Raw genomic sequence first — 18,693 nt, forward strand, 5'->3', positions numbered from 1 at the left:
TATGCAACACGAAAATATGTTTTTTACTGATCTAATTTCTATTGGCTCCGTTGTATTAAACAATATAGAACCCCTTTCAAGCGGGTGCCTTACACGTTACCTTCTTTCTGGATAGAATTTATGCTTTGTCAAGAAATAGATGGAAGGAATGATCAACACCTGCCTCTATACCAAGCAAGTTATTTTTTAAGGTGTGAAAGTTGAGTTATATTTATATAATTTTTTATTAATTATCCTATCAGACCTAAATCATTTATTGCATTTACAACCAATAAAAAGCCGGCAATTCCAATAATTCATGCGGTAGTACTATGGGCATGCTTCGTTAACCATTTACCCAATCTCAAGAGTGGTTTTTCTAATACTTTATGTGCAAATAGCCGGCTTAACAGTGAGCTACCCCAGATAATCCCACCTGAGATAGCTCCTTATTCATTTAAATATTCTCCTGCCTCAATGTCTCAACAATATTATCCTTTTTCAATTTAGAGGTCGAATAAAGCATGGCAGCTCCGACAATGATGAAGACAGCTAAAATAACAATGCCGATATAAACCCAGGGTATTTGAAAACGATAATCAAAAGCACTCCTTGTTTGTATGTGAATCCCGTACATCACCACAAAACTGATTGGCAGTCCGTAGATTAACGACTTGATTCCATAAAAAACACTTTCAAACCGAATCATTTTACGAAAAGCTTTTGGTGTCATACCAATAGATTTCATCGTCGCAAACTCTCTTTTTCTCAGTGCTACACTAGTTGAAATGGTGTTAAAAATATTAGCAATGGAAATTAAAGTGATTAGCGTGATAAATCCATAAATAAAAACGGATAAGGCTAAAGCAAGTTGTTTATCCTGCTGCTGAAACGCATATATATTACTTATTGGCAAGGTTTCACCGTATTCAAGTCCTTCGATATCCTCCTGGACCTGATACGGATCATCTGAAGTTAAATATACTTCCCTGCTCTTATCATAACTATAAGGCAGATTTTCTATCAGTTCATTAAATGTTTGTTCATTAACAATGACTGACAGTGTATTGGGTGAAGTATAAAAGCTTCCCATTGGAAAATTATCCGTGAGGCCTATCAGTTCAAGCTCTTCGGAATCTGATAATTCCCAGTCGTCTTTTTCCTCAATATAGTATTCCTGACGAAAAGGCAGTTTATCACCTTCATGAACATTCAGCATCTCCGTTTCCACATATTTATTATTTTGATCCATATAAGTTACAGTGTTAACTAAAACAGCCGGCTGCTGCTTATCAGATGCTGAAATATTATTTTTACGAAGATAATCATCCCAGTCTTCTGATGAGAGACCTATTAGTTCCAATGAGTAGCCCGTTCCTTCTTCATACATCTCTGCAGAGTCATCATCCATGCCTTCTAACGTATCTCCTGTAATCTCTTCAGGTATAACAGCAGAGAATCTCATATTCTGGTACATGATACTTTCCTTTACATCCTCTATCGTTTCTATTGTGGGATACATATCAGCCAGTTTATTATCATCAGAGTAGTATTCTTGAATAGAAATATCATAATTCTGTTCATCAGACTGTAATTCATAGGACTTGGTCAGCGTATTTGTAAAAAAACCGACCGATAAAAATAAGATAATACTAATCATTAAAGAAAATACAGTAACATGGTAGCGTTTCTTATTTCTTTTTAAATTCTTTAAGGCAATCTCTGCTTCATAGCCAAACAGCTTCTGTACAAAGCGGTTTGTTTTAATTTTCTTTTTGGTCAGTTTAACATCCTTTGCCTGACGAATTGCATCTATCGCTGTAATTTTAGATGCCCTTACAGCTGGTATCCATGCAGAAATCATAATGGTCAGTAATGATACTATAGCTGCTATAATAAATATTGTTGGAGTTACAACGAGACGAATTTCAGAATTAAAACCAGCGCTTAGCAGTATTTCACTAATAAAATGCAATGTAACGCCGATTCCCAGCAATCCTGCCCCCATTCCGACTGGGATACTGATCAGACCAATAACAAGACCTTCAAATAACACGGAATTCCGCTTTTGTTTTTTCGTTGCCCCGACACTGGAAAGCATTCCTAAATAACGGGAGCGTTCTGATACAGATATGGCAAAGGCATTATAAATTAACACAATCGAGCCAACCATAATAATCACAATGATTACTGTAAGCAGTCCTGATAACGCTGCTACCATACCGCTATTTACGGAGATTAAATATGTATCTAATAACGGCGTATTTGTCCCCGTATTTTCAGCATTAATACCTACATCTTCCCGTAATTTCTCTAAATCATCAAATAATGAATAACGTAATTTCTTTACATTAACATAAGCAGCATCAATTTCTGACAAGGATAAACCATCTGTATACGACAGTACTGTATATCCTGCCGCCCAGGGGGTATCCCAGAGTGGTGCTTCTATTTCACCGACAATTTTAAAGCTGTGTTTTTCCTGGTTGCGTAATTCTTCCTCAATGCCGTCCTCTCCTTTATAGACGGATTCATCCTGAACTAAAGGACGATTTTCTTCATCATCTGCCATATACCTCTCACCGATATCCAGCCCAATAGTATCCCCGATTTGATAAGGAAAATCCTCTCCTTTTAATTCCTCAGAAATAGCAACTTCATTTTCATTTGTTGGAAGCTTCCCTTCTGTCAGCTTCACTTGCATTTGCTTCATTGCTGTCTCATCCATCGCCCGGACATAGAGGTATCTTTTCGTCAATTGGTCATTTAAAGGAGCAAAGCCCAATTCATCCACAATTCCGATAACGTCTGTATTATCGTCTGCTTGAATGGCTTTTATTTGTTCTCTGTCCACATCCTCCACAGCATAATGCCAATCACCGTTATTGGAGATTGCATCCCGCTGCTGCATATCAATAAAAGAAACTCCTAAAGACGCAACTGCCGTAATCATTGCAACAGAAATAATAACGCCAAAAATGGTAACGAGCGTCCTGCGTTTATTCTGCTTAAGATGTCTCAGTGTTACTTTGTTGACAATATTCATGGACGAATCACCTCGTCCTTGGCAATCGCTCCATCCTCTACCTGAATGACACGGTCCGCTTGTAAAGCAATCCGTTCATCGTGTGTAATAACTACCAATGTCTGATTGTATGTTTTATTAAACAGCTTTAACAGATCAATGATTTCCTTACTGTTTTTGCTGTCCAGATTTCCTGTCGGTTCATCAGCAAGAATAATAGATGGATTGCTGATCAATGCTCTGCCAATGGAAACCCGCTGCTGCTGTCCGCCAGATAATTGATTAGGTAAATAATCCAGACGCTTTTGCAGTCCCAATATTTCCACAATTTCCTTGAAATGCTTCTGGTCCACCTTATGTGCATCCAATAACATTGGCAGGGTAATATTCTCTTCCACTGTTAAAATTGGCAGGAGATTATAAAATTGATAGATCAAGCCGATCTGTCGTCTCCGAAAAATAGCCAGCTGTGTTTCATTTAACCCATAAATATCGGTCTTCTCGATAAACACCTTACCACCGGTCGGCTTATCAACTCCTCCCAGCAAATGAAGCAGGGTTGATTTCCCGGAACCAGAAGGTCCAATAATCGCTACAAACTCCCCCTGCTCCACAGAAAAAGATACATTATCCAATGCTTTTACTGCTGTGTCACCTTTCCCGTACACTTTAGACAAATTTTCAATCCGCATTAATTCCATTCCGTTTCCTCCTAGTTATTTTCTATTACTTACTACTTTACTTGTCTAAAATGACGGAACAGTGACAATGCTGGTGACAATATTGTCACTTTGCTTGAAAGTATGTGTTCAAAAAGCAGCTAAATCTCTTCCATTTATCATTTACAAGCTTTTTGAACCTTCTTTTAGACGACCTGCTTATAAAATTTCAAAATAAATACGGTTCCTTCCCCCGGTTTACTAAGGACTTCAATATCTCCCTGCTGGTTAGTAACAATTGAATAAGCCATAGCAAGTCCAATGCCGACACTTCCCTCTGCTGCATGACTTCCCTTATAGAAACGTTTGAAAATATGTGGAAGCTCATGTTTTTCAATCCCCGGCCCGTTATCCCTGATTCTTATTTCTGTAAAAATAGCATTTTCTTCATAAGAAACCGTAATTTTCCCGCCGTTTGGTGTATGCTCAACCGCATTCTTTAAAATATTAATACAAGCTTCTTTCGTCCAGTTTTTATCACCGATAAAGGTAGTTCCCGATACTCCTTCTATCTCCAGTTCTATCTCCTTCAGCTCAAGAGGTATTTCCATTGGTGCAGCAGCTTCTTTTACTAGCTGGGACACTTCCACTTTTTCCTTACTGAATAAAACCGTCCCGGCATCCATTTTGGAAAGCTTTAATAAGGAAGAAACAAGCCACTCCATCCGCTCCAATTGCTTACGGATATGGTATGTAAATTCCTGGCGTTTCCCCGCCTCCAGATTAGGCTCACTTAATAAATCAGCCATCACTGTCATTGAGGTGAGCGGTGTTTTTATTTGATGGGAAATATCTGAAATCGCATCTGTCAGCTTTTCTTTATCCTTCTGTAATCCTTCCTGCTGTTCAGATAACATCCTTGTCATTTTATAGATTTCATTTTTTAATATACTCAGGTCGCCCTCTCTATTATCACGTACGTCCAGTGTTGTTTCTCCTGCCATGATTTTTCGTAAATAACTGGACAGCTGAAGCATTTTCCGGTAACGCCAGGCCATCCATATGATATAGCAAATGGCCAGACTACTGCCGACAACAGCAATAAATAACGCAGTTACTGGTGAATGCATAAAACCTGCCAGAATACCGATTCCCAAAATCAATATAGTTGAAGTGAGAAAGACACTTATTTCGTTATTTCTTAACATCTTCTGCCGCCATCCTGTATCCCAGCCCTCTGACTGTTTCTATTAATACCGGTTTTTGCGGATTATCCTCTATTTTCTTCCGGAGCCGTTTAATATAGACTGTAAGCGTGTTATCGTTAACAAACTCACCGGCCGCATCCCATATCATTTCTAAAAGCTGCTCCCGTGAAAGAATCTGTCCGCGGTGGTTAAGAAAAATCATTAACAGCCGGTATTCCAGTGCTGTTAATGCAAGCTCAGCGTCCACCTTATATACTTTTCCTTCTAATGGCAAGACTACTAATGACCCGATTTTAATGGAATCTTTTTCCTGTGTCTCATTCTTTTGATAACGTCTGAGCACGGTTTTAATCCGCGAGCTTAACTCACGGATACGAAATGGCTTGGTAATATAATCATCTGCCCCCATATCCAATCCCATCACCACATTCACCTCATCATCCGCAACGGTGAGAAAAATAACCGGGACATCCGCATTTTCTTTCACACACCGGCATAAATCATAACCGCTTCCATCAGGCAGTGATAAATCAAATAAGCATAAGGAAATGCTGTTTATATCTGTTTTAATGATTCGTTCTGCTTCCTGCGCATGATGACTGACAATAACATCATAGCCTTCTTGATTCAAAGAATACTCTAAGCCGGAAGCAATCGTTTTATCGTCCTCTACAATGAGTAATTTCATAGCTGTCCCCCATTTCTCAGTTTACTGCTTGTTAACTGATATCTATCAGCCATTATACAAATGAATTAAAAAAAATTATAGGATAAAAATGTCTTTTTCACTTTTTCTTCTGAAATTTCCAGGAAATTATCACCGGCTTATTCTCCATTTAAAAGAATCTGCCCAATATTTAGCAAAGAGTTACTCCTGTTTTCTTTAATAAACAAATAACTTTTTATTTTTTATAAATTCGCCTATGATAAAGATATTATTTAAATTTAACTACATACTATATTCAGGTGATTAGAATGACTGAAAAATTACGTAAGCCCTGGCTATTTATTTTAACTATCGGGCTTGGAACATTGCTTAACCCATTGAATTCTTCGATGATTTCAGTGGCATTAACCAGAATGCAGCATGAATTCTCATTAACATTTGCTGATGCCAGCTGGCTTATTTCTATATTCTATCTGGCAAGTGCGGCCGGTCAGCCTGTAATGGGAAAATTAAGTGATATGTTTGGACCGAAAAAATTATTTATAGCAGGATTAATTCTCGTGGCAGCCGCTTCTCTGCTGGCACCGTTTTCGCCGAATTTCCTTTCACTTTTAGGCTGTCGTGCTCTGCAGGCAATTGGCAGTTCAACACTATTCCCCAGCGGGATGAGCATGGTCAGGACACATATTACCAAAGGACAGGGAAAGGCGTTAGCTGTATTATCTGTTTTTGCTTCAACCTCAGCTGCTTTCGGGCCATCCATTGGCGGTTTTCTGATTGCATCATGGGATTGGCACTCCATTTTTCTTATTAACTTCCCATTTATTATATTGTCCTTTGTGTTAGCTTTATTTATTTTACCAAATACAGGACAGGGAAAATTTGAGATAAAACGAATCGATTTTATTGGAATAGGCTTATTTATTACAGCAATTGTAGGCCTTATATTATTTTTACTGTCTCTGGATCAGAATATCCGCTGGTGGGCATTATTGATGTTTTTAGCTGCAGGAATAGTTTTTTACCTTTATGAAATAAAACAGGCGGAGCCTTTTATTGATATGAAAGGATTAACAAAAAACCATACCGTTTCATTGATATATGTGCAATTTATGAGTATTAACCTGATTTATTATTGCTTCTTTTTTGGATTTCCGACGTTTCTGCAGCAGGTTCGTAACTATAGTGAACAGCATACCGGCTTGATTATGTTAGCACTGGCAGGCTTCGGGGTGATTGTTTCTCCACTTGCGGGCCGTATCATTGATAAATATGGCTCCAAGCTTCCAATGGTTATCGGTGCAGCCCTGCTCTTAGTTGGTACAGGCCTCCTGCTAACATATCATGAAACATCGCCATTGTTATGGCTGCTCACCATAATGGCTGTGCTTGGAATGAGTAATGGCTTCAATAATATTTCTATGCAAACCGCACTTTATGAGCATGTGAAGCCGGAGGAAACAGGTTCAGCATCCGGTCTATTTCAGACAAGCAGGTATTTAGGATCGATTTTATCTTCCAGTTTACTTGGACTGACGTTTAATCGTCATTTAGATGATCAGCATTTGCACCTGGTTGCGATTATTTGTTTTGTTTTCTGTGTCATTGTACTAGCTCTGGCATTGAAGCTGCCTGGTAAAATGAAGGTGAAAAGCTACTGATTTCTTGCTTGAGTGACAAACATAGGTAATTCGTAAACGTTGGAGATAAAACAAAGCTTCATCCAGTGGGAATTTCAGCTATTTTCTCACTGAATGAAGCTATGATTGCGATTAATTTAAAATAAATGAGAGAAATTGTTTCATGAGTTCAAATCACATATGGTTTGAACTCTTTCTTTGGTTATTGTAACAATGCTTCAACACAATAAACCCACATTGTCACCCTTTACAATAATAGGTTGACAATATCAGTTTATTCTTTTATTCTATTAATATTACATAAAGAAAGAGGAAAGTACATTGAAACTAAGAGATATGATGTTTATGTCATTATTCGCAGCAATTATGGGAGTTTTAGCTATTTTCCCTCCTATTCCAGTTCCTTTTATCCCTGTACCAATCGTAGCACAGACAATTGGCATTATGCTTGCTGGCGGTATATTAGGAGCAAAGCGGGGCGGGCTCAGTATATTACTTTTCGTTTTTCTCGTTGCGGTGGGTGCACCATTATTAACTGGCGGACGCGGCGGCTTAGGTGTGCTTATTGGACCAACAGGAGGATATATTCTATCATATCCGATTGCAGCATGGCTTATTGGTTATTTAATAGAAAAAAGTATCCGCAGCCTGACCTATTGGAAGATCGTATTGATCACAACCTTTGGCGGAGTCATCGTCGTTAATATTATTGGCGTTACCTATTTATCTATTTTATCTAATCTTCCTTGGGGACCAACTGCCATTTCAGCTTTGGTGTTTTTGCCGGGAGACGTTTTAAAAGCTCTTATAGCAAGTGCTGTTATTATAAAATTAAATCGTGTTTATCCGTTGATTGACAGTAAAAAGCGAAATACATATTAGGTTGGTCAACTTGACAGATCAGCGTGTAAAAGAAGCAGCCTGAGTCCAACTCAAGCTGCTCACTGTGATTAACTATTCTGCCGGAATTATCTATCCACTGTTTCCTTTTCCAATATCGGATACTTCTCGAGAAAGTTCGTATTATAATCACCTGCTATAAAAACCTCATGCTCCATAATTAAACGATGAAATGGAATTGTATGATGGATGCCATCTATTAAAAATTCATCCAATGCCCGTCTCATACGGCGAATTGCTTCTTCACGGCTGGATCCATATGTAATTAATTTAGCAATCATCGAATCATAGTAAGGCGGTATCCGATAACTGGAATATGCGGCTGAATCAACTCTTACACCCAAACCGCCAGGAGCCAGGTACATTTCTATTTCCCCTGCTGAAGGCATAAAATTTTTAAATGGATGCTCTGCATTGATTCTGCACTCGATTGACCAGCCCTCAAATTTAATATCATCCTGCTTGAAGGAAATTTCTTCATTATTTGCGATTTTAATTTGTTCTTTAATTAAATCTACACCGGTTACCATTTCTGTAACTGGATGCTCTACCTGAATCCTTGTATTCATTTCCATGAAGTAAAATGCTTTACTTTTTCTATCAAAAATATATTCAATTGTTCCGGCACCTGTATAGTTTACTGCCTTTGCAGCCTGAACAGATACCTCTCCCATCTTCTTCCTTATATCTGGAGTTATTGCAGGTGAAGGGGATTCTTCAACCAGCTTTTGAAGTCTTCTTTGGATGGTGCAATCTCTTTCTCCTAAATGAACAGTGTTACCATAATTATCCGCTAATATCTGTATCTCTATATGCCGGAAATCCTCAATATATTTTTCAAGATACACACCAGGATTTCCAAATGCTGTTTCAGCCTCTTTTTGCGTTACGCGAATACCTTTAACCAGCTCATCTTCAGTCCTCACAACCCGAATGCCCTTCCCGCCGCCACCGGCAGTTGCTTTTATGATAACTGGGTAACCAATGTTTTCAGCTACTTCTTTTGCTTCTTCTTCACTTTCTATAATTCCATCTGAGCCTGGCACTATAGGAACACCGGCTTCCTTCATCGTCTCTCTGGCAACATCTTTTATTCCCATTTTCTGAATAGCCTCCGGCGAGGGGCCAATAAATGTAATATTACATTCTCTGCAAATCTCCGCAAAATCAGCATTCTCAGCCAAAAAACCGTAGCCCGGGTGGATTGCCTGAACCTTTGAAAGTGCTGCAGTACTCATGATGTTTGTGAAATTAAGATAACTGTCTTTACTCGGTGCAGGTCCGATGCAATATGCTTCATCCGCTAACTGAACATGCAATGCGTCTTCATCCGCTTCGGAATAAACTGCAACAGTCTCAATTCCCATCTCCTTGCACGCACGAATTATCCGTACAGCTATTTCTCCTCTGTTAGCAATTAACAGTTTTTGTATCACTTACGCCAGCTCCTTACTTTACCTTTACTCTAAATAATGGTTGACCGTACTCAACCATTCCGCCATCTTCAGCTAAAATTTCTGTAATTTCACCTGTCACTTCTGCTTCTACCTCATTAAACAGCTTCATCGCTTCAATAATACAGACAACTGTATCCTTTTTTACCTCGCTGCCTTCAGAAACATAAGCGTCACTGTCTGGTGATGGTGATGTATAAAGCGTTCCTACAATAGGAGACAAAATTTCGTAATCAGAATCAGCTATATTTTCAACTTTTTCTGTTTTTACGGATACACCTGGAACAGACTCCTCCTGTCCTTCTTTTACTGACGTCTGCTCATGCGCTGCTGTCTGATACTGCTGCTCTATATCAGCAGTATCACTATTTTTTTTCATTGCTATCGTCGTTCCATTTATTTGAAAGGTAAACTCACTAATGGAGGAACGATCTATTGATTTAATTATTTCATTTATTTCTTGTATTTTCAGCATTTTTTCTTCCCTTCCTTATCATCCAGACTGCAATAAAATAACTCTTTTTCAGCACATACTGATAGAGACATTGAAAAATGCAGGTCGGTCAATATTTAGTACAAACAGCTGTGATCTGGATTTCTATTGGTGCATTACCAGGTAATGATGCAACTCCAATTGCTGCTCTGCTTCCGATACCATTTTGCCCCAGCTGTTCATAAAGATATTCAGAAGCAAAATCAGCTATGCCAGAATGTGCTTGAAAGTTTTCCTGTGCATTAACATAGACGTTTAACGCTAATATTTGGTTTAATTTTTCGTCTTCATTAAGTATATTATTAATGGCATTCAGTGCATTTGAAACCGCAAGTCTGACTGCTTGCCTGTAAATATGTAGAGGCTCTTCTGTACTGACTTTTCCAGTTTGAATCAAACCCCCCTTGTGCCGCGGTGTCATACCAGATGTGAAAATCAAATCTCCGACACGTGAAGCAGGGATATATTTCCCCTGCGGAACAGGAGGAACGTTTTCTTCAGATTGAATCATTTTCGATATCCCTCCACTACTTTTCCAATACGTTCTATTGCATCCACAGCAGCAGAATGATCTTGTGAAAAATTCATACGGAAGCTGTCAGTAAACGCCGGGCCAAATTCAGTTCCCGGGGTCACAATAACACCTGCCTGAATACGTAGAATTTTTACGAATTCCTCTATTGTAACCGTTAATTCCGGCACTTTAGGAAATAAATAACTGCCTGCCTCTGTGGCCCTTACTTGAAAGCCTTGAATCAATCGCAGTTTTGTAACTAAATCATCACGGATAGCCTGATGCTGTGCAATTCTTTGAGCCATCCATCCCTCCGGTTCATGAAACCAGGATTTCAATACAGCCTGATTATAGCCTCCTGCTCTCAGCGATACGATAGCCTGCAGCTTTTCCATGCGGTTAATAATCTTCGATGAACCAAATGCAACACCCAGTCTATATCCGCTTAACGATTCTGTTTTTGACGGTCCCATAATAGTAATCAGATTTTCAGGATTTAAAATATTTTGTGCCGCTAAATGTGTGTAGCTGTGTCCGTCAAAAACCTGGCGCGAGTATAATTGATCAACGATAACTTGTACGTCATAATCCTGTGCAAGCCGGGCAATTTCTTTAATTTCATCAGGTGAATAAATTACTCCTGCCGGGTTATTCGGATTCGAAAATAAAAAGAGCTTCACGCCTGACTTAAAGGCTTCTTCGAGCTGCCTCAAATCCAGGCCTGCACCTGAAGTAAAATTTAAATAATCCATTGATATATATACGACTTCCCCTTCAAAGAATTCCACTAATTTTCTGTTGGCAAAATAATCAGGTGCTACAATAGCAACTTTATCATTTCTGCTAATAACAGACCCCATTGCTAAAAAAAGTGCTCCCTGTGTACCTGGAGTAATAATCAGATTTTTTTCAGGATCAATTTTTGAATCAGTAAATGCAGCAAGTTTTCCAGCTGTTATTTCACGAATTTCTTTACTGCCCCGATATTCCGTATATGCCTGCTTGCCGCCAATTTGAACTCCTTCTACAAAATTATCTAAAGCACCAGGAGCCGGCTGAAAAGCATCGACATCACCATGCGAAAAATCAACTGGTCTTCCCGGTATCTTATCACCAATCAGGCTTATTACATCATTATTCTGCTGCCCTTCCTGACCTGGTGCATTCTCAGCACCCAGCTTTAAAAATTTCTTTTCTACAGAATCCATGCAAGCACCCTCTTTTGTTTAAATTGGAAATGAAATCTTTTTGACTTTCTATTTAATTTCCCCTGTTCATTTTTTACAAATTCTCTTTTATCACGGACAGCACATTTTGCAATTGTTGAATGGATCATGTGCTGTCCGGTTATTATAACGTATTTAATCAATAAGGGATGGCAGCCAAGTAGTGAAAAATGGAAAGTATGCGATGATTATCAAGCCGACAACCATGGCCAGTACAAATGGCCAAATATGTTTTATCACGATGCTCACATTTAAATTCGTTATTGCACTGGCCACAAAAAGGTTAACCCCCATTGGTGGTGTAACCACTCCGATTGCTAATGCAGCAATCATTACTACCCCCAAATGAATTGGATCTACCCCCATTGAATTGGTAATAGGCAGCAGAACCGGTGTTAAAATAATAATTGCTGCACTCGCTTCCATGAATAATCCTACAAACAGCAATAACAATAAGATTAAGAACAAAATCAGATATGGATTTGTCGTAACAGAAGTGATTAACCCGGCTATTAATTGAGGCAGCTGTTGGGAAGTAACCAGCCAGCCGAATAAATCTGCAATTCCGATAATCAATACCACCATAGAAGAAATTAAAATAGTTTCATAAAAAATATTCGGCAGATCCTTTATATGTATCTTTTTATAAACAAACATACCCAGGATTAAACCATATAGAATTGCTACTACAGCAGATTCTGTTGCTGTAAAGATTCCCAGCAAGATACCTCCCAGCATTAGTATAGGCATGAATAACGCCAAAATCGCATCAATGAATGACCGTCCAAGATCTTTAATAGATTTTCTCTCTTCAGATGGATACTTCATAATTAGAGCAATAATATAACTGACCAGCATCAGCATAAGGCCTAAAATAATACCAGGAATAATCCCGCCAATTAGTAATTTTCCGATAGAAGCTCCACCGACAACCCCAAAAATAATGAGAGTGATACTTGGAGGTATAACGGAACCCAGTGATCCTGAAGCAGCTACTAATGCTGCAGAAAACCCTTTTGAATACCCTTTTTCGTTCATAGAAGGTACAACAATTTTACCGATAGCTGCAGTCGCAGCTGTAGATGATCCGGTCATAGAAGAAAATATCATCGAGGCAACAATCGTAATCATTGCTAAACCTCCTCTGATATGCCCTACTAATACATTTGCTAAATTAATAATTTTTGCAGATACACCGCCTTTATCCATAATGGCGCCTGCCAGAATGAAGAAAGGAATTGCCAGCAAAGGAAAGGAATCTAAGCCGTTAAAAACCCGCTGTGGAATAAGTGTTAATGGCAATACCGGATCAGTAAGCAACGCTAAAAGACATGCTATGGCTAACGCAAAGGCTATCGGAATATTTAAAAATATTAACACAATAAAAGTAATTAAAAGTATTGCTATCAATGTTTTTTACCTCCTTAAATCAGCTTTAAGAGACATTTATTCTATTTATCATGTTCTTCAAAATGTATGATTCCTTTTTTCACATTGACAATTTTTTCAAAAGAAAAAACTATAGATAGAACAGAAAATACTATTAAGGCTACGTACACAGTACCCATAGGCAATCCCATAATCGGGGATGTCTGCCCTGTCGCAGATAAACTGAATCTAATACTTTGGACCAGCAGGATAATCATAAATAAAATAATACTCGCTTCTATAAAATATTGGACAATCTTTTGAAAGCTGACCGGTAATTTACTTACTGCCACATCAATACTTACATGAGAAAGGTTTCTAATTCCAAGTGCCGCTCCAATTAAGCTCATCCAGATAAATGAATATTTTGCTACTTCCTGGGTCCAGCTTACCGGAAAATAAACTATCTCCCGTGCAATGATTTGCAGTGTGACTGTTATAATAATGACCCCCATCAAAAACACAGCAATATATTTGAATATACTTTCGATCCGTTCCATAACCTCACCCTGTTTCTTTGACTTTATTTGTACTCATTAAATATTACGCTCCTGTTATGATGCACCATTTATTAAAGCTGATAAATTATCTCAATGCCTCTATTTCTTTTATGAGCTTCTGTCCTGCTTTTTCATCACCATTTCCAACTACATCATAAAACTTGGGATACACGGTTTCTTTCATTTTCGTTCTGAATTCATCAACGAACTCATCAGATACTTCATTAATTTCCATACCTTCTTCTTCCAGAATTTCCAAGAGATGTTCCTCTTCTGCGAAAAGCTCTTCTTTATGAAGCTGCATTACTTCTTCTGTTGCTCTTACCAGAGCCTCCTGCTGTTTATCTGACAACAATTCAAATCTGTCTGCATTCATTAAATAATATCTTGTAGTAAAGAAATGGTTTGTTAATGATAAATAATCCTGTACTTCAAAAAACTTCATACTATAAATGGAATTCAAAGGATTCTCCTGAGCATTTACAACTCCCTGCTGCAACCCTGAATATAATTCTGAAAATGCCATATTGGAAGTTCTTGTTCCGGGTATGTTTTCAAAGGTTGAAATCATTACTTCACTTTCTAAAAGTCTAATATTAATTCCTTTAAAATCTTCCAGCGTTTCAATAGGTCTTACAGAGTTTGTTATCTGCCGGAATCCGCCATATTGTATTCCTAAATTTACAAGATTATTATTTTCAAAATCAGCCTGGAGAGCTCCCATAATAGACTCATCATCTTCAATTCTCTCCATATGCTCAATACTGTCTACAAGATATGGGAAATCCCAATATACAAGTGATGGTATAAAATTAGTAACAGGAGCATTGGCCGCCAGTCCGATATCAATCATCCCCATTTGTACTCCTTCAACCAATTCTCTTTCGCCTCCTAATTGACTATTTGAATACACATCTATTTGAAGCTCCCCATCACTATATTCCTTTGCAAGGTCAGCTATCATTACCGTGCTTTTATGTATTGGATCATCTTCAGCAAATACATGGCCCAGCCTGAGGGTGACCTCACTTTCTGCATTACTTTCATTTGAAGGCCCCCCTTCATCCGCTATTGTGGGTTCGGTTAATTCAATACAACCAGCCAGCATAGAAAAGGTACACAGAACTGCCAGAAAACCTATATTTCTCAATAAGCTTCTCACCTATATCACTCCTTTTGTTGATATATCATTTAATTCAAGACTCTTATCCAGTATTTGATGAATATATTTTTCTCTTTTTCTATAAATCTCTATGGCTTCGTCTGTGGAGATAAATGTAAACTGAATAGTATCATGGGGCCTCATCTGCCCCGCCAAGTCTAAATCAGTTGAGGAGATACAGGCTATTACCGGATATCCTATCGTTCCTCCCCTGCCTCTGTGCAGAATGATAGGCTGTCCATGTGGTGTGATTTCTATTGCGCCGGGAATAATACCTCTTGATAAAGTCTGACGTGGAGAAAATTGAGTCAGCCGGCATTTCTCCAGCCGGATACCAATATTATCACTCTCTAAAGAGACCCGGAATTTTGCTTCTTCAAAAAACTTTTTATGCTTTTTAAAAATAGCTGCATCAGGACCTTCGCAAACATTGATTTCCCAGGGTGATTCATACTTAGGGATGTCCTCTTCCGGAATACGCATTTTACTTCTTATACAGTTAGTCAGATTACTGTTTAAAGATAACGTATCTCCTTTACTTAGTTTGGTACCGATACCTGTCATGCCATCATAGGATGCGCTTCCATGTATAAGCGGGACATTTACTCCCCCGGCAAGACTGATGTAGACTCTCATACCAGAATGAATTTTGGAAATACGTAATTTCTTTTCTTTTTTTAATATAAAGGTTTCCCATTGAGGCATTACTTCATTATCTGCTTCAACCATTGCCTGTGCGCCGGTAACACAAATACTGATATCAACATGACTTTTTAATGCAAAATTAAAAGCTGTTACTTCAATAGCCGGTGTTTCAAGCGGATTCCCCAGTAAAGCATTACTTATCTTATAAGCGAACTGATCAAGGGCCCCATTTATACTAAAACCATAATTCTCTAACCCATACCTCCCTGTATCCTGAATAGATGCTATATTTGATTCTAAGATGAGAAGCTCGTCACTCATTTTTGTACCTCCAATAGATACGGCATGTCCTCTACTCGCTTGTTTTTATAGAAATCCCATTCTTTTTCATCTATTCTGAAAAATTGTATTAAATCTCCAATTTTAAAAGGAGACGGTGGTATTTGCTCCGGAGTCGTCACCTGTAATGGCGTACGCCCGATCAGCCGCCAGCCTCCCGGGGTTTCCTTTGTATAAATCGTTGTTTGGCTGCCTACTATTGCGATTGTACCTTTAGGAATTTTCACATAAGGCGTCTCCATCCGGGGGATGCTATCCGGGATTTCAGATTTCCCCATTAATGGCTGACCTGCCGGGCTTGTAAAGGACAAAAGCTGACTGGAACTATTTATATGTGTCTGGATAACCTCTTCTTCTGTCATATTTAATCTTTTTGCAATCATTGGTAAGTCAGGACCGAATTCTCCTCCATAAACCACAGGAAGAAAGTGTGTATCTCTTTTTTGAGTTACTGATTCAGGTTCAAGCTGATCAATAGCTTTTTTAATTATCTCTATTACTGTTTCTTTATCCATAACCATAATATTGTAATGAATTATCACTGTAGTATACGTAGGAATAATACTTAAAACCCACTCATAGTTACCTTCCTTCAGTTTTGCAGACAAAGCATGTGTCTTCATCCAGGCATTTTCCGTAAAGATTTCGGAAAAAGAAATACATATTGCTGCATCACCATAACTGGTAATCTTGTAATCGCTCATTAATATGCCCCCTATTCAGCTGATTCATGGTTAGGTTGAAGGGGAAATGATGATATCATTTTTCACCAATTCTGCCCTGAGTTTCTCCGCAAGAACATCTGAATTGGCGGTATCACTATGAATACAAAGAATCTCTCCCTCCATTTTTATTGTTTTTCCATCAATAGTTTTTACGGTATTTTCTTTAATCATCTGGATTGTTCTGGTAACCATTTCATCAAAATCTGTTATTACGGAACCTTCTCTGGACCTCTCTACTAATGTTCCATCATTATTATATGCCCTGTCAGAAAAAATCTGTTTAACAACTGTATACCCCTGTCTCCTTGCTTCTTCAGCCAATTCTCCTTCCAGTGCAACTATTTTAATAGTTTCATCAAAACTGTTAATCGCTTCCATAAATGCCTTGGCAAAATTCTTATCCTGCACACAATAATGTCCTAATTGACCATGTGGAGAAACATGGCGTAACCTGGTATGATGCGCCTTTGTAAATGCGTTCAAAGCTCCGAGCTGATAAAGCACATTTGTCGTTACCTCTTCCCTCGTTATATTTATTTTTCTTCTTCCAAATCCTATTAAATCTGCCAGGCCCGGATGCGCTCCGATAGAAACCTGCTTCTCAGCAGCTTTTTTAACTGTATTATTCATAATCACCGGGTCTCCTGCATGGAAACCGCAGGCAATATTCACAGAGCTTACGATATCAAGCAGCTTCTCATCATCCGCTACAGTATATCTGCCAAAGCCTTCTCCCATATCCGTATTTATATCAATAGTATATTTCATTATATTCAGCCTCCTGTATACGCTTACAATAAATTAATCATCAAAGGTTTATACTAAACTAGAATTGCTTGTTTAGTATCTTAACACTCCATTTGTTTTATTGTAAAATACAATATATAAATATTAAATATTTAAAAATCAAATATTTAATTATGTTTCAGAAAAGGTCTACAGCTACGAAATTTAGTCATCATAAAGCAAAAACCTCTCCTTTAACAGAAATAGTGCCCATACAAAGAATGCATGGACAATATGAAGTTTCTATTCCATTATGCTCGCATTCTTTCTTATTCATCCCAGGGTCTGACAATATTTTCGATTTCCTCCATAGAGTGAAACAGAATTTCATTAATTTTCTTTGAATAACGATTTCCACCTACCCGCTCTACAATATAACAAATTCTATCTGGCGGCGGATCTTCAAGCATATAAACATGAACAATTCCATCCTTATAAAGTCTTCGGGCTACGGAAACCGGAACTATTGCCCATAAATTAGAGTCAACGATAAACTCCTGTAGCATTTTTACTGTATCGATTTGGATATGTGAATTAGAAGACGATCCCCAATGCTTTTCCTGCCAAATTTGATAGTCAATCCCCCAATAAATATACAGCTGATTTTCAGGGAGAAGCGTTTCATTTGCAATTACTTTTCGCTGCTCTCCTCTTTTTCTACACTGAACCAGTACAAGCTGCTCAGCAAATAACTTTTTCAGATGAATATGACGTAATATGCGCTCCTGCAACGACAAGCCTATATCAATTTTCCGTTGCTCTATCAATGAATAGATTTCATTTGATTGATAGGTTCTGACTGCTAAACGAATATTAGGGATTTCTTCTGTGATTTTTTTATACAGATTTTGAAATATATAGTTATGAACACTATCTACAGCGCCAATAGTAATAGTCATATTGCCGCTCCTCATCTTCATATTTTTGGCTTCTGCATGAAGAAGTTCATATTCCAATGCAATCTGGTAAAATCTTTCTCCTTCGTCAGTTAACGAAATGCCTTTAACTCCCCTATCCCGATTAAGGAGCAGGATTCCATATTCTTTTTCGATTGAATGTAAACGCTGGCTTACAGTCGATTGAGATACATATAAATGATTTGCTGCTTTTGAAAGACTTCCCAATCGGATTGTTGTTAAAAACGCTTCTATTTGATTAAAATTCATGCTATTCCTCCCTTTATATCTATTTTATCGATAATTAATAACTATAAATTTAATTTTACTATATTTCAATCCTTTGTTACAATTTTTACTAACATGAAAGCCTGAGGTTCACGTTGATCTATAAGCATTTTAGAATTACTTGTAACAATTCTATTATCTTCAGCTGTTTCCAGAAAT

General features: G+C 38.0%; 17 protein-coding genes. 2 read left to right on the forward strand and 15 right to left on the reverse strand.

Going from position 1 to position 18,693, the window contains the following annotated elements:
- Window positions 1-436 precede the first annotated feature (436 nt).
- The 4 genes from BN1068_RS16145 to BN1068_RS16160 all read right to left on the reverse strand — a co-directional run bounded on the left by BN1068_RS16145 (window position 437) and on the right by BN1068_RS16160 (window position 5,559).
- Window positions 437-3,025 carry an ABC transporter permease gene (locus BN1068_RS16145; RefSeq protein WP_077603848.1) on the reverse strand — a complete coding sequence of 863 codons (2,589 nt, stop codon included), beginning with the start codon at window positions 3,023-3,025 and terminating at the stop codon, window positions 437-439.
- Window positions 3,022-3,705, reverse strand: coding sequence for an ABC transporter ATP-binding protein (locus tag BN1068_RS16150; RefSeq protein WP_077603849.1), 684 nt, complete (start codon window positions 3,703-3,705; stop codon window positions 3,022-3,024). The genes BN1068_RS16145 and BN1068_RS16150 overlap by 4 nt, the downstream gene beginning before the upstream one ends.
- Window positions 3,706-3,869: 164 nt before the next feature.
- On the reverse strand, window positions 3,870-4,871 hold the full coding sequence (locus tag BN1068_RS16155) for a sensor histidine kinase (protein ID WP_077603850.1): 1,002 nt from the start codon (window positions 4,869-4,871) through the stop codon (window positions 3,870-3,872).
- Window positions 4,858-5,559, reverse strand: coding sequence for a response regulator transcription factor (locus tag BN1068_RS16160; protein WP_077603851.1), 702 nt, complete (start codon window positions 5,557-5,559; stop codon window positions 4,858-4,860). Before BN1068_RS16160 ends, BN1068_RS16155 begins: the two co-directional genes overlap by 14 nt.
- A gap of 287 nt (window positions 5,560-5,846) precedes the next feature.
- Here BN1068_RS16160 and BN1068_RS16165 point away from each other — a divergent pair, with 287 nt between their 5' ends.
- Entirely contained in the window at window positions 5,847-7,199 is a 1,353-nt protein-coding gene (locus BN1068_RS16165; protein WP_077603852.1) for an MFS transporter, read from the forward strand.
- A gap of 300 nt (window positions 7,200-7,499) precedes the next feature.
- Window positions 7,500-8,060 carry a biotin transporter BioY gene (locus BN1068_RS16170; protein ID WP_077603853.1) on the forward strand — a complete coding sequence of 187 codons (561 nt, stop codon included), beginning with the start codon at window positions 7,500-7,502 and terminating at the stop codon, window positions 8,058-8,060.
- Between the two features lie 86 nt (window positions 8,061-8,146).
- On the opposite strand, the gene accC is transcribed toward BN1068_RS16170, so the two are convergent.
- The 11 genes from accC to BN1068_RS16225 all read right to left on the reverse strand — a co-directional run bounded on the left by accC (window position 8,147) and on the right by BN1068_RS16225 (window position 18,516).
- Window positions 8,147-9,514, reverse strand: coding sequence for an acetyl-CoA carboxylase biotin carboxylase subunit (accC, locus tag BN1068_RS16175; RefSeq protein ID WP_077603854.1), 1,368 nt, complete (start codon window positions 9,512-9,514; stop codon window positions 8,147-8,149).
- Window positions 9,515-9,527: 13 nt separating this feature from the next.
- Window positions 9,528-10,007 carry an acetyl-CoA carboxylase biotin carboxyl carrier protein gene (gene accB, locus BN1068_RS16180; RefSeq protein ID WP_077603855.1) on the reverse strand — a complete coding sequence of 160 codons (480 nt, stop codon included), beginning with the start codon at window positions 10,005-10,007 and terminating at the stop codon, window positions 9,528-9,530.
- An 88-nt stretch (window positions 10,008-10,095) separates the two neighbouring features.
- Window positions 10,096-10,536 (reverse strand): RidA family protein, encoded by a 441-nt coding sequence (locus BN1068_RS16185; RefSeq protein WP_077603856.1) that lies wholly within the window; start codon window positions 10,534-10,536, stop codon window positions 10,096-10,098.
- Complete coding sequence (locus BN1068_RS16190) at window positions 10,533-11,747, reverse strand: pyridoxal phosphate-dependent aminotransferase (protein WP_077603857.1); 1,215 nt, start codon at window positions 11,745-11,747, stop codon at window positions 10,533-10,535. The genes BN1068_RS16185 and BN1068_RS16190 overlap by 4 nt, the downstream gene beginning before the upstream one ends.
- 153 nt (window positions 11,748-11,900) lie before the next feature.
- Window positions 11,901-13,175 carry a TRAP transporter large permease gene (locus BN1068_RS16195; RefSeq protein WP_077603858.1) on the reverse strand — a complete coding sequence of 425 codons (1,275 nt, stop codon included), beginning with the start codon at window positions 13,173-13,175 and terminating at the stop codon, window positions 11,901-11,903.
- A gap of 41 nt (window positions 13,176-13,216) precedes the next feature.
- Window positions 13,217-13,693 carry a TRAP transporter small permease gene (locus BN1068_RS16200; RefSeq protein ID WP_077603859.1) on the reverse strand — a complete coding sequence of 159 codons (477 nt, stop codon included), beginning with the start codon at window positions 13,691-13,693 and terminating at the stop codon, window positions 13,217-13,219.
- 85 nt (window positions 13,694-13,778) lie between these two features.
- Window positions 13,779-14,855: a TRAP transporter substrate-binding protein gene (locus BN1068_RS16205; RefSeq protein ID WP_077603860.1), complete on the reverse strand. Its 1,077-nt coding sequence runs from the start codon at window positions 14,853-14,855 to the stop codon at window positions 13,779-13,781.
- Window positions 14,856-15,821 carry a 5-oxoprolinase subunit C family protein gene (locus BN1068_RS16210; protein WP_077603861.1) on the reverse strand — a complete coding sequence of 322 codons (966 nt, stop codon included), beginning with the start codon at window positions 15,819-15,821 and terminating at the stop codon, window positions 14,856-14,858.
- Window positions 15,818-16,543, reverse strand: coding sequence for a 5-oxoprolinase subunit B family protein (locus BN1068_RS16215; protein ID WP_077603862.1), 726 nt, complete (start codon window positions 16,541-16,543; stop codon window positions 15,818-15,820). The genes BN1068_RS16210 and BN1068_RS16215 overlap by 4 nt, the downstream gene beginning before the upstream one ends.
- A gap of 30 nt (window positions 16,544-16,573) precedes the next feature.
- Window positions 16,574-17,332, reverse strand: a complete 759-nt coding sequence (locus tag BN1068_RS16220) for a LamB/YcsF family protein (protein ID WP_077603863.1) — start codon at window positions 17,330-17,332, stop codon at window positions 16,574-16,576.
- A 287-nt stretch (window positions 17,333-17,619) separates the two neighbouring features.
- A complete protein-coding gene (locus tag BN1068_RS16225) occupies window positions 17,620-18,516 on the reverse strand; it encodes a LysR family transcriptional regulator (protein WP_077603864.1) in 897 nt (298 codons plus the stop codon).
- Window positions 18,517-18,693 lie beyond the last annotated feature (177 nt).

The organism is Oceanobacillus sojae (assembly GCF_900162665.1).
GTDB classification, from domain to species: domain Bacteria; phylum Bacillota; class Bacilli; order Bacillales; family Amphibacillaceae; genus Oceanobacillus; species Oceanobacillus sojae_A.

Coding starts and splice junctions, on each gene's coding strand:
- BN1068_RS16225 (WP_077603864.1), bottom strand. CDS start 18,516: ATGAATTTTAATCAAATAGAAGCGTTTTTAACAACAATCCGATTGGGA.
- BN1068_RS16145 (WP_077603848.1), bottom strand. CDS start 3,025: ATGAATATTGTCAACAAAGTAACACTGAGACATCTTAAGCAGAATAAA.
- BN1068_RS16210 (WP_077603861.1), bottom strand. CDS start 15,821: ATGAGTGACGAGCTTCTCATCTTAGAATCAAATATAGCATCTATTCAG.
- BN1068_RS16220 (WP_077603863.1), bottom strand. CDS start 17,332: ATGAAATATACTATTGATATAAATACGGATATGGGAGAAGGCTTTGGC.
- accB (WP_077603855.1), bottom strand. CDS start 10,007: ATGCTGAAAATACAAGAAATAAATGAAATAATTAAATCAATAGATCGT.
- BN1068_RS16165 (WP_077603852.1), top strand. CDS start 5,847: ATGACTGAAAAATTACGTAAGCCCTGGCTATTTATTTTAACTATCGGG.
- BN1068_RS16185 (WP_077603856.1), bottom strand. CDS start 10,536: ATGATTCAATCTGAAGAAAACGTTCCTCCTGTTCCGCAGGGGAAATAT.
- BN1068_RS16150 (WP_077603849.1), bottom strand. CDS start 3,705: ATGGAATTAATGCGGATTGAAAATTTGTCTAAAGTGTACGGGAAAGGT.
- BN1068_RS16190 (WP_077603857.1), bottom strand. CDS start 11,747: ATGGATTCTGTAGAAAAGAAATTTTTAAAGCTGGGTGCTGAGAATGCA.
- BN1068_RS16215 (WP_077603862.1), bottom strand. CDS start 16,543: ATGAGCGATTACAAGATTACCAGTTATGGTGATGCAGCAATATGTATT.
- BN1068_RS16160 (WP_077603851.1), bottom strand. CDS start 5,559: ATGAAATTACTCATTGTAGAGGACGATAAAACGATTGCTTCCGGCTTA.
- BN1068_RS16200 (WP_077603859.1), bottom strand. CDS start 13,693: ATGGAACGGATCGAAAGTATATTCAAATATATTGCTGTGTTTTTGATG.
- BN1068_RS16155 (WP_077603850.1), bottom strand. CDS start 4,871: ATGTTAAGAAATAACGAAATAAGTGTCTTTCTCACTTCAACTATATTG.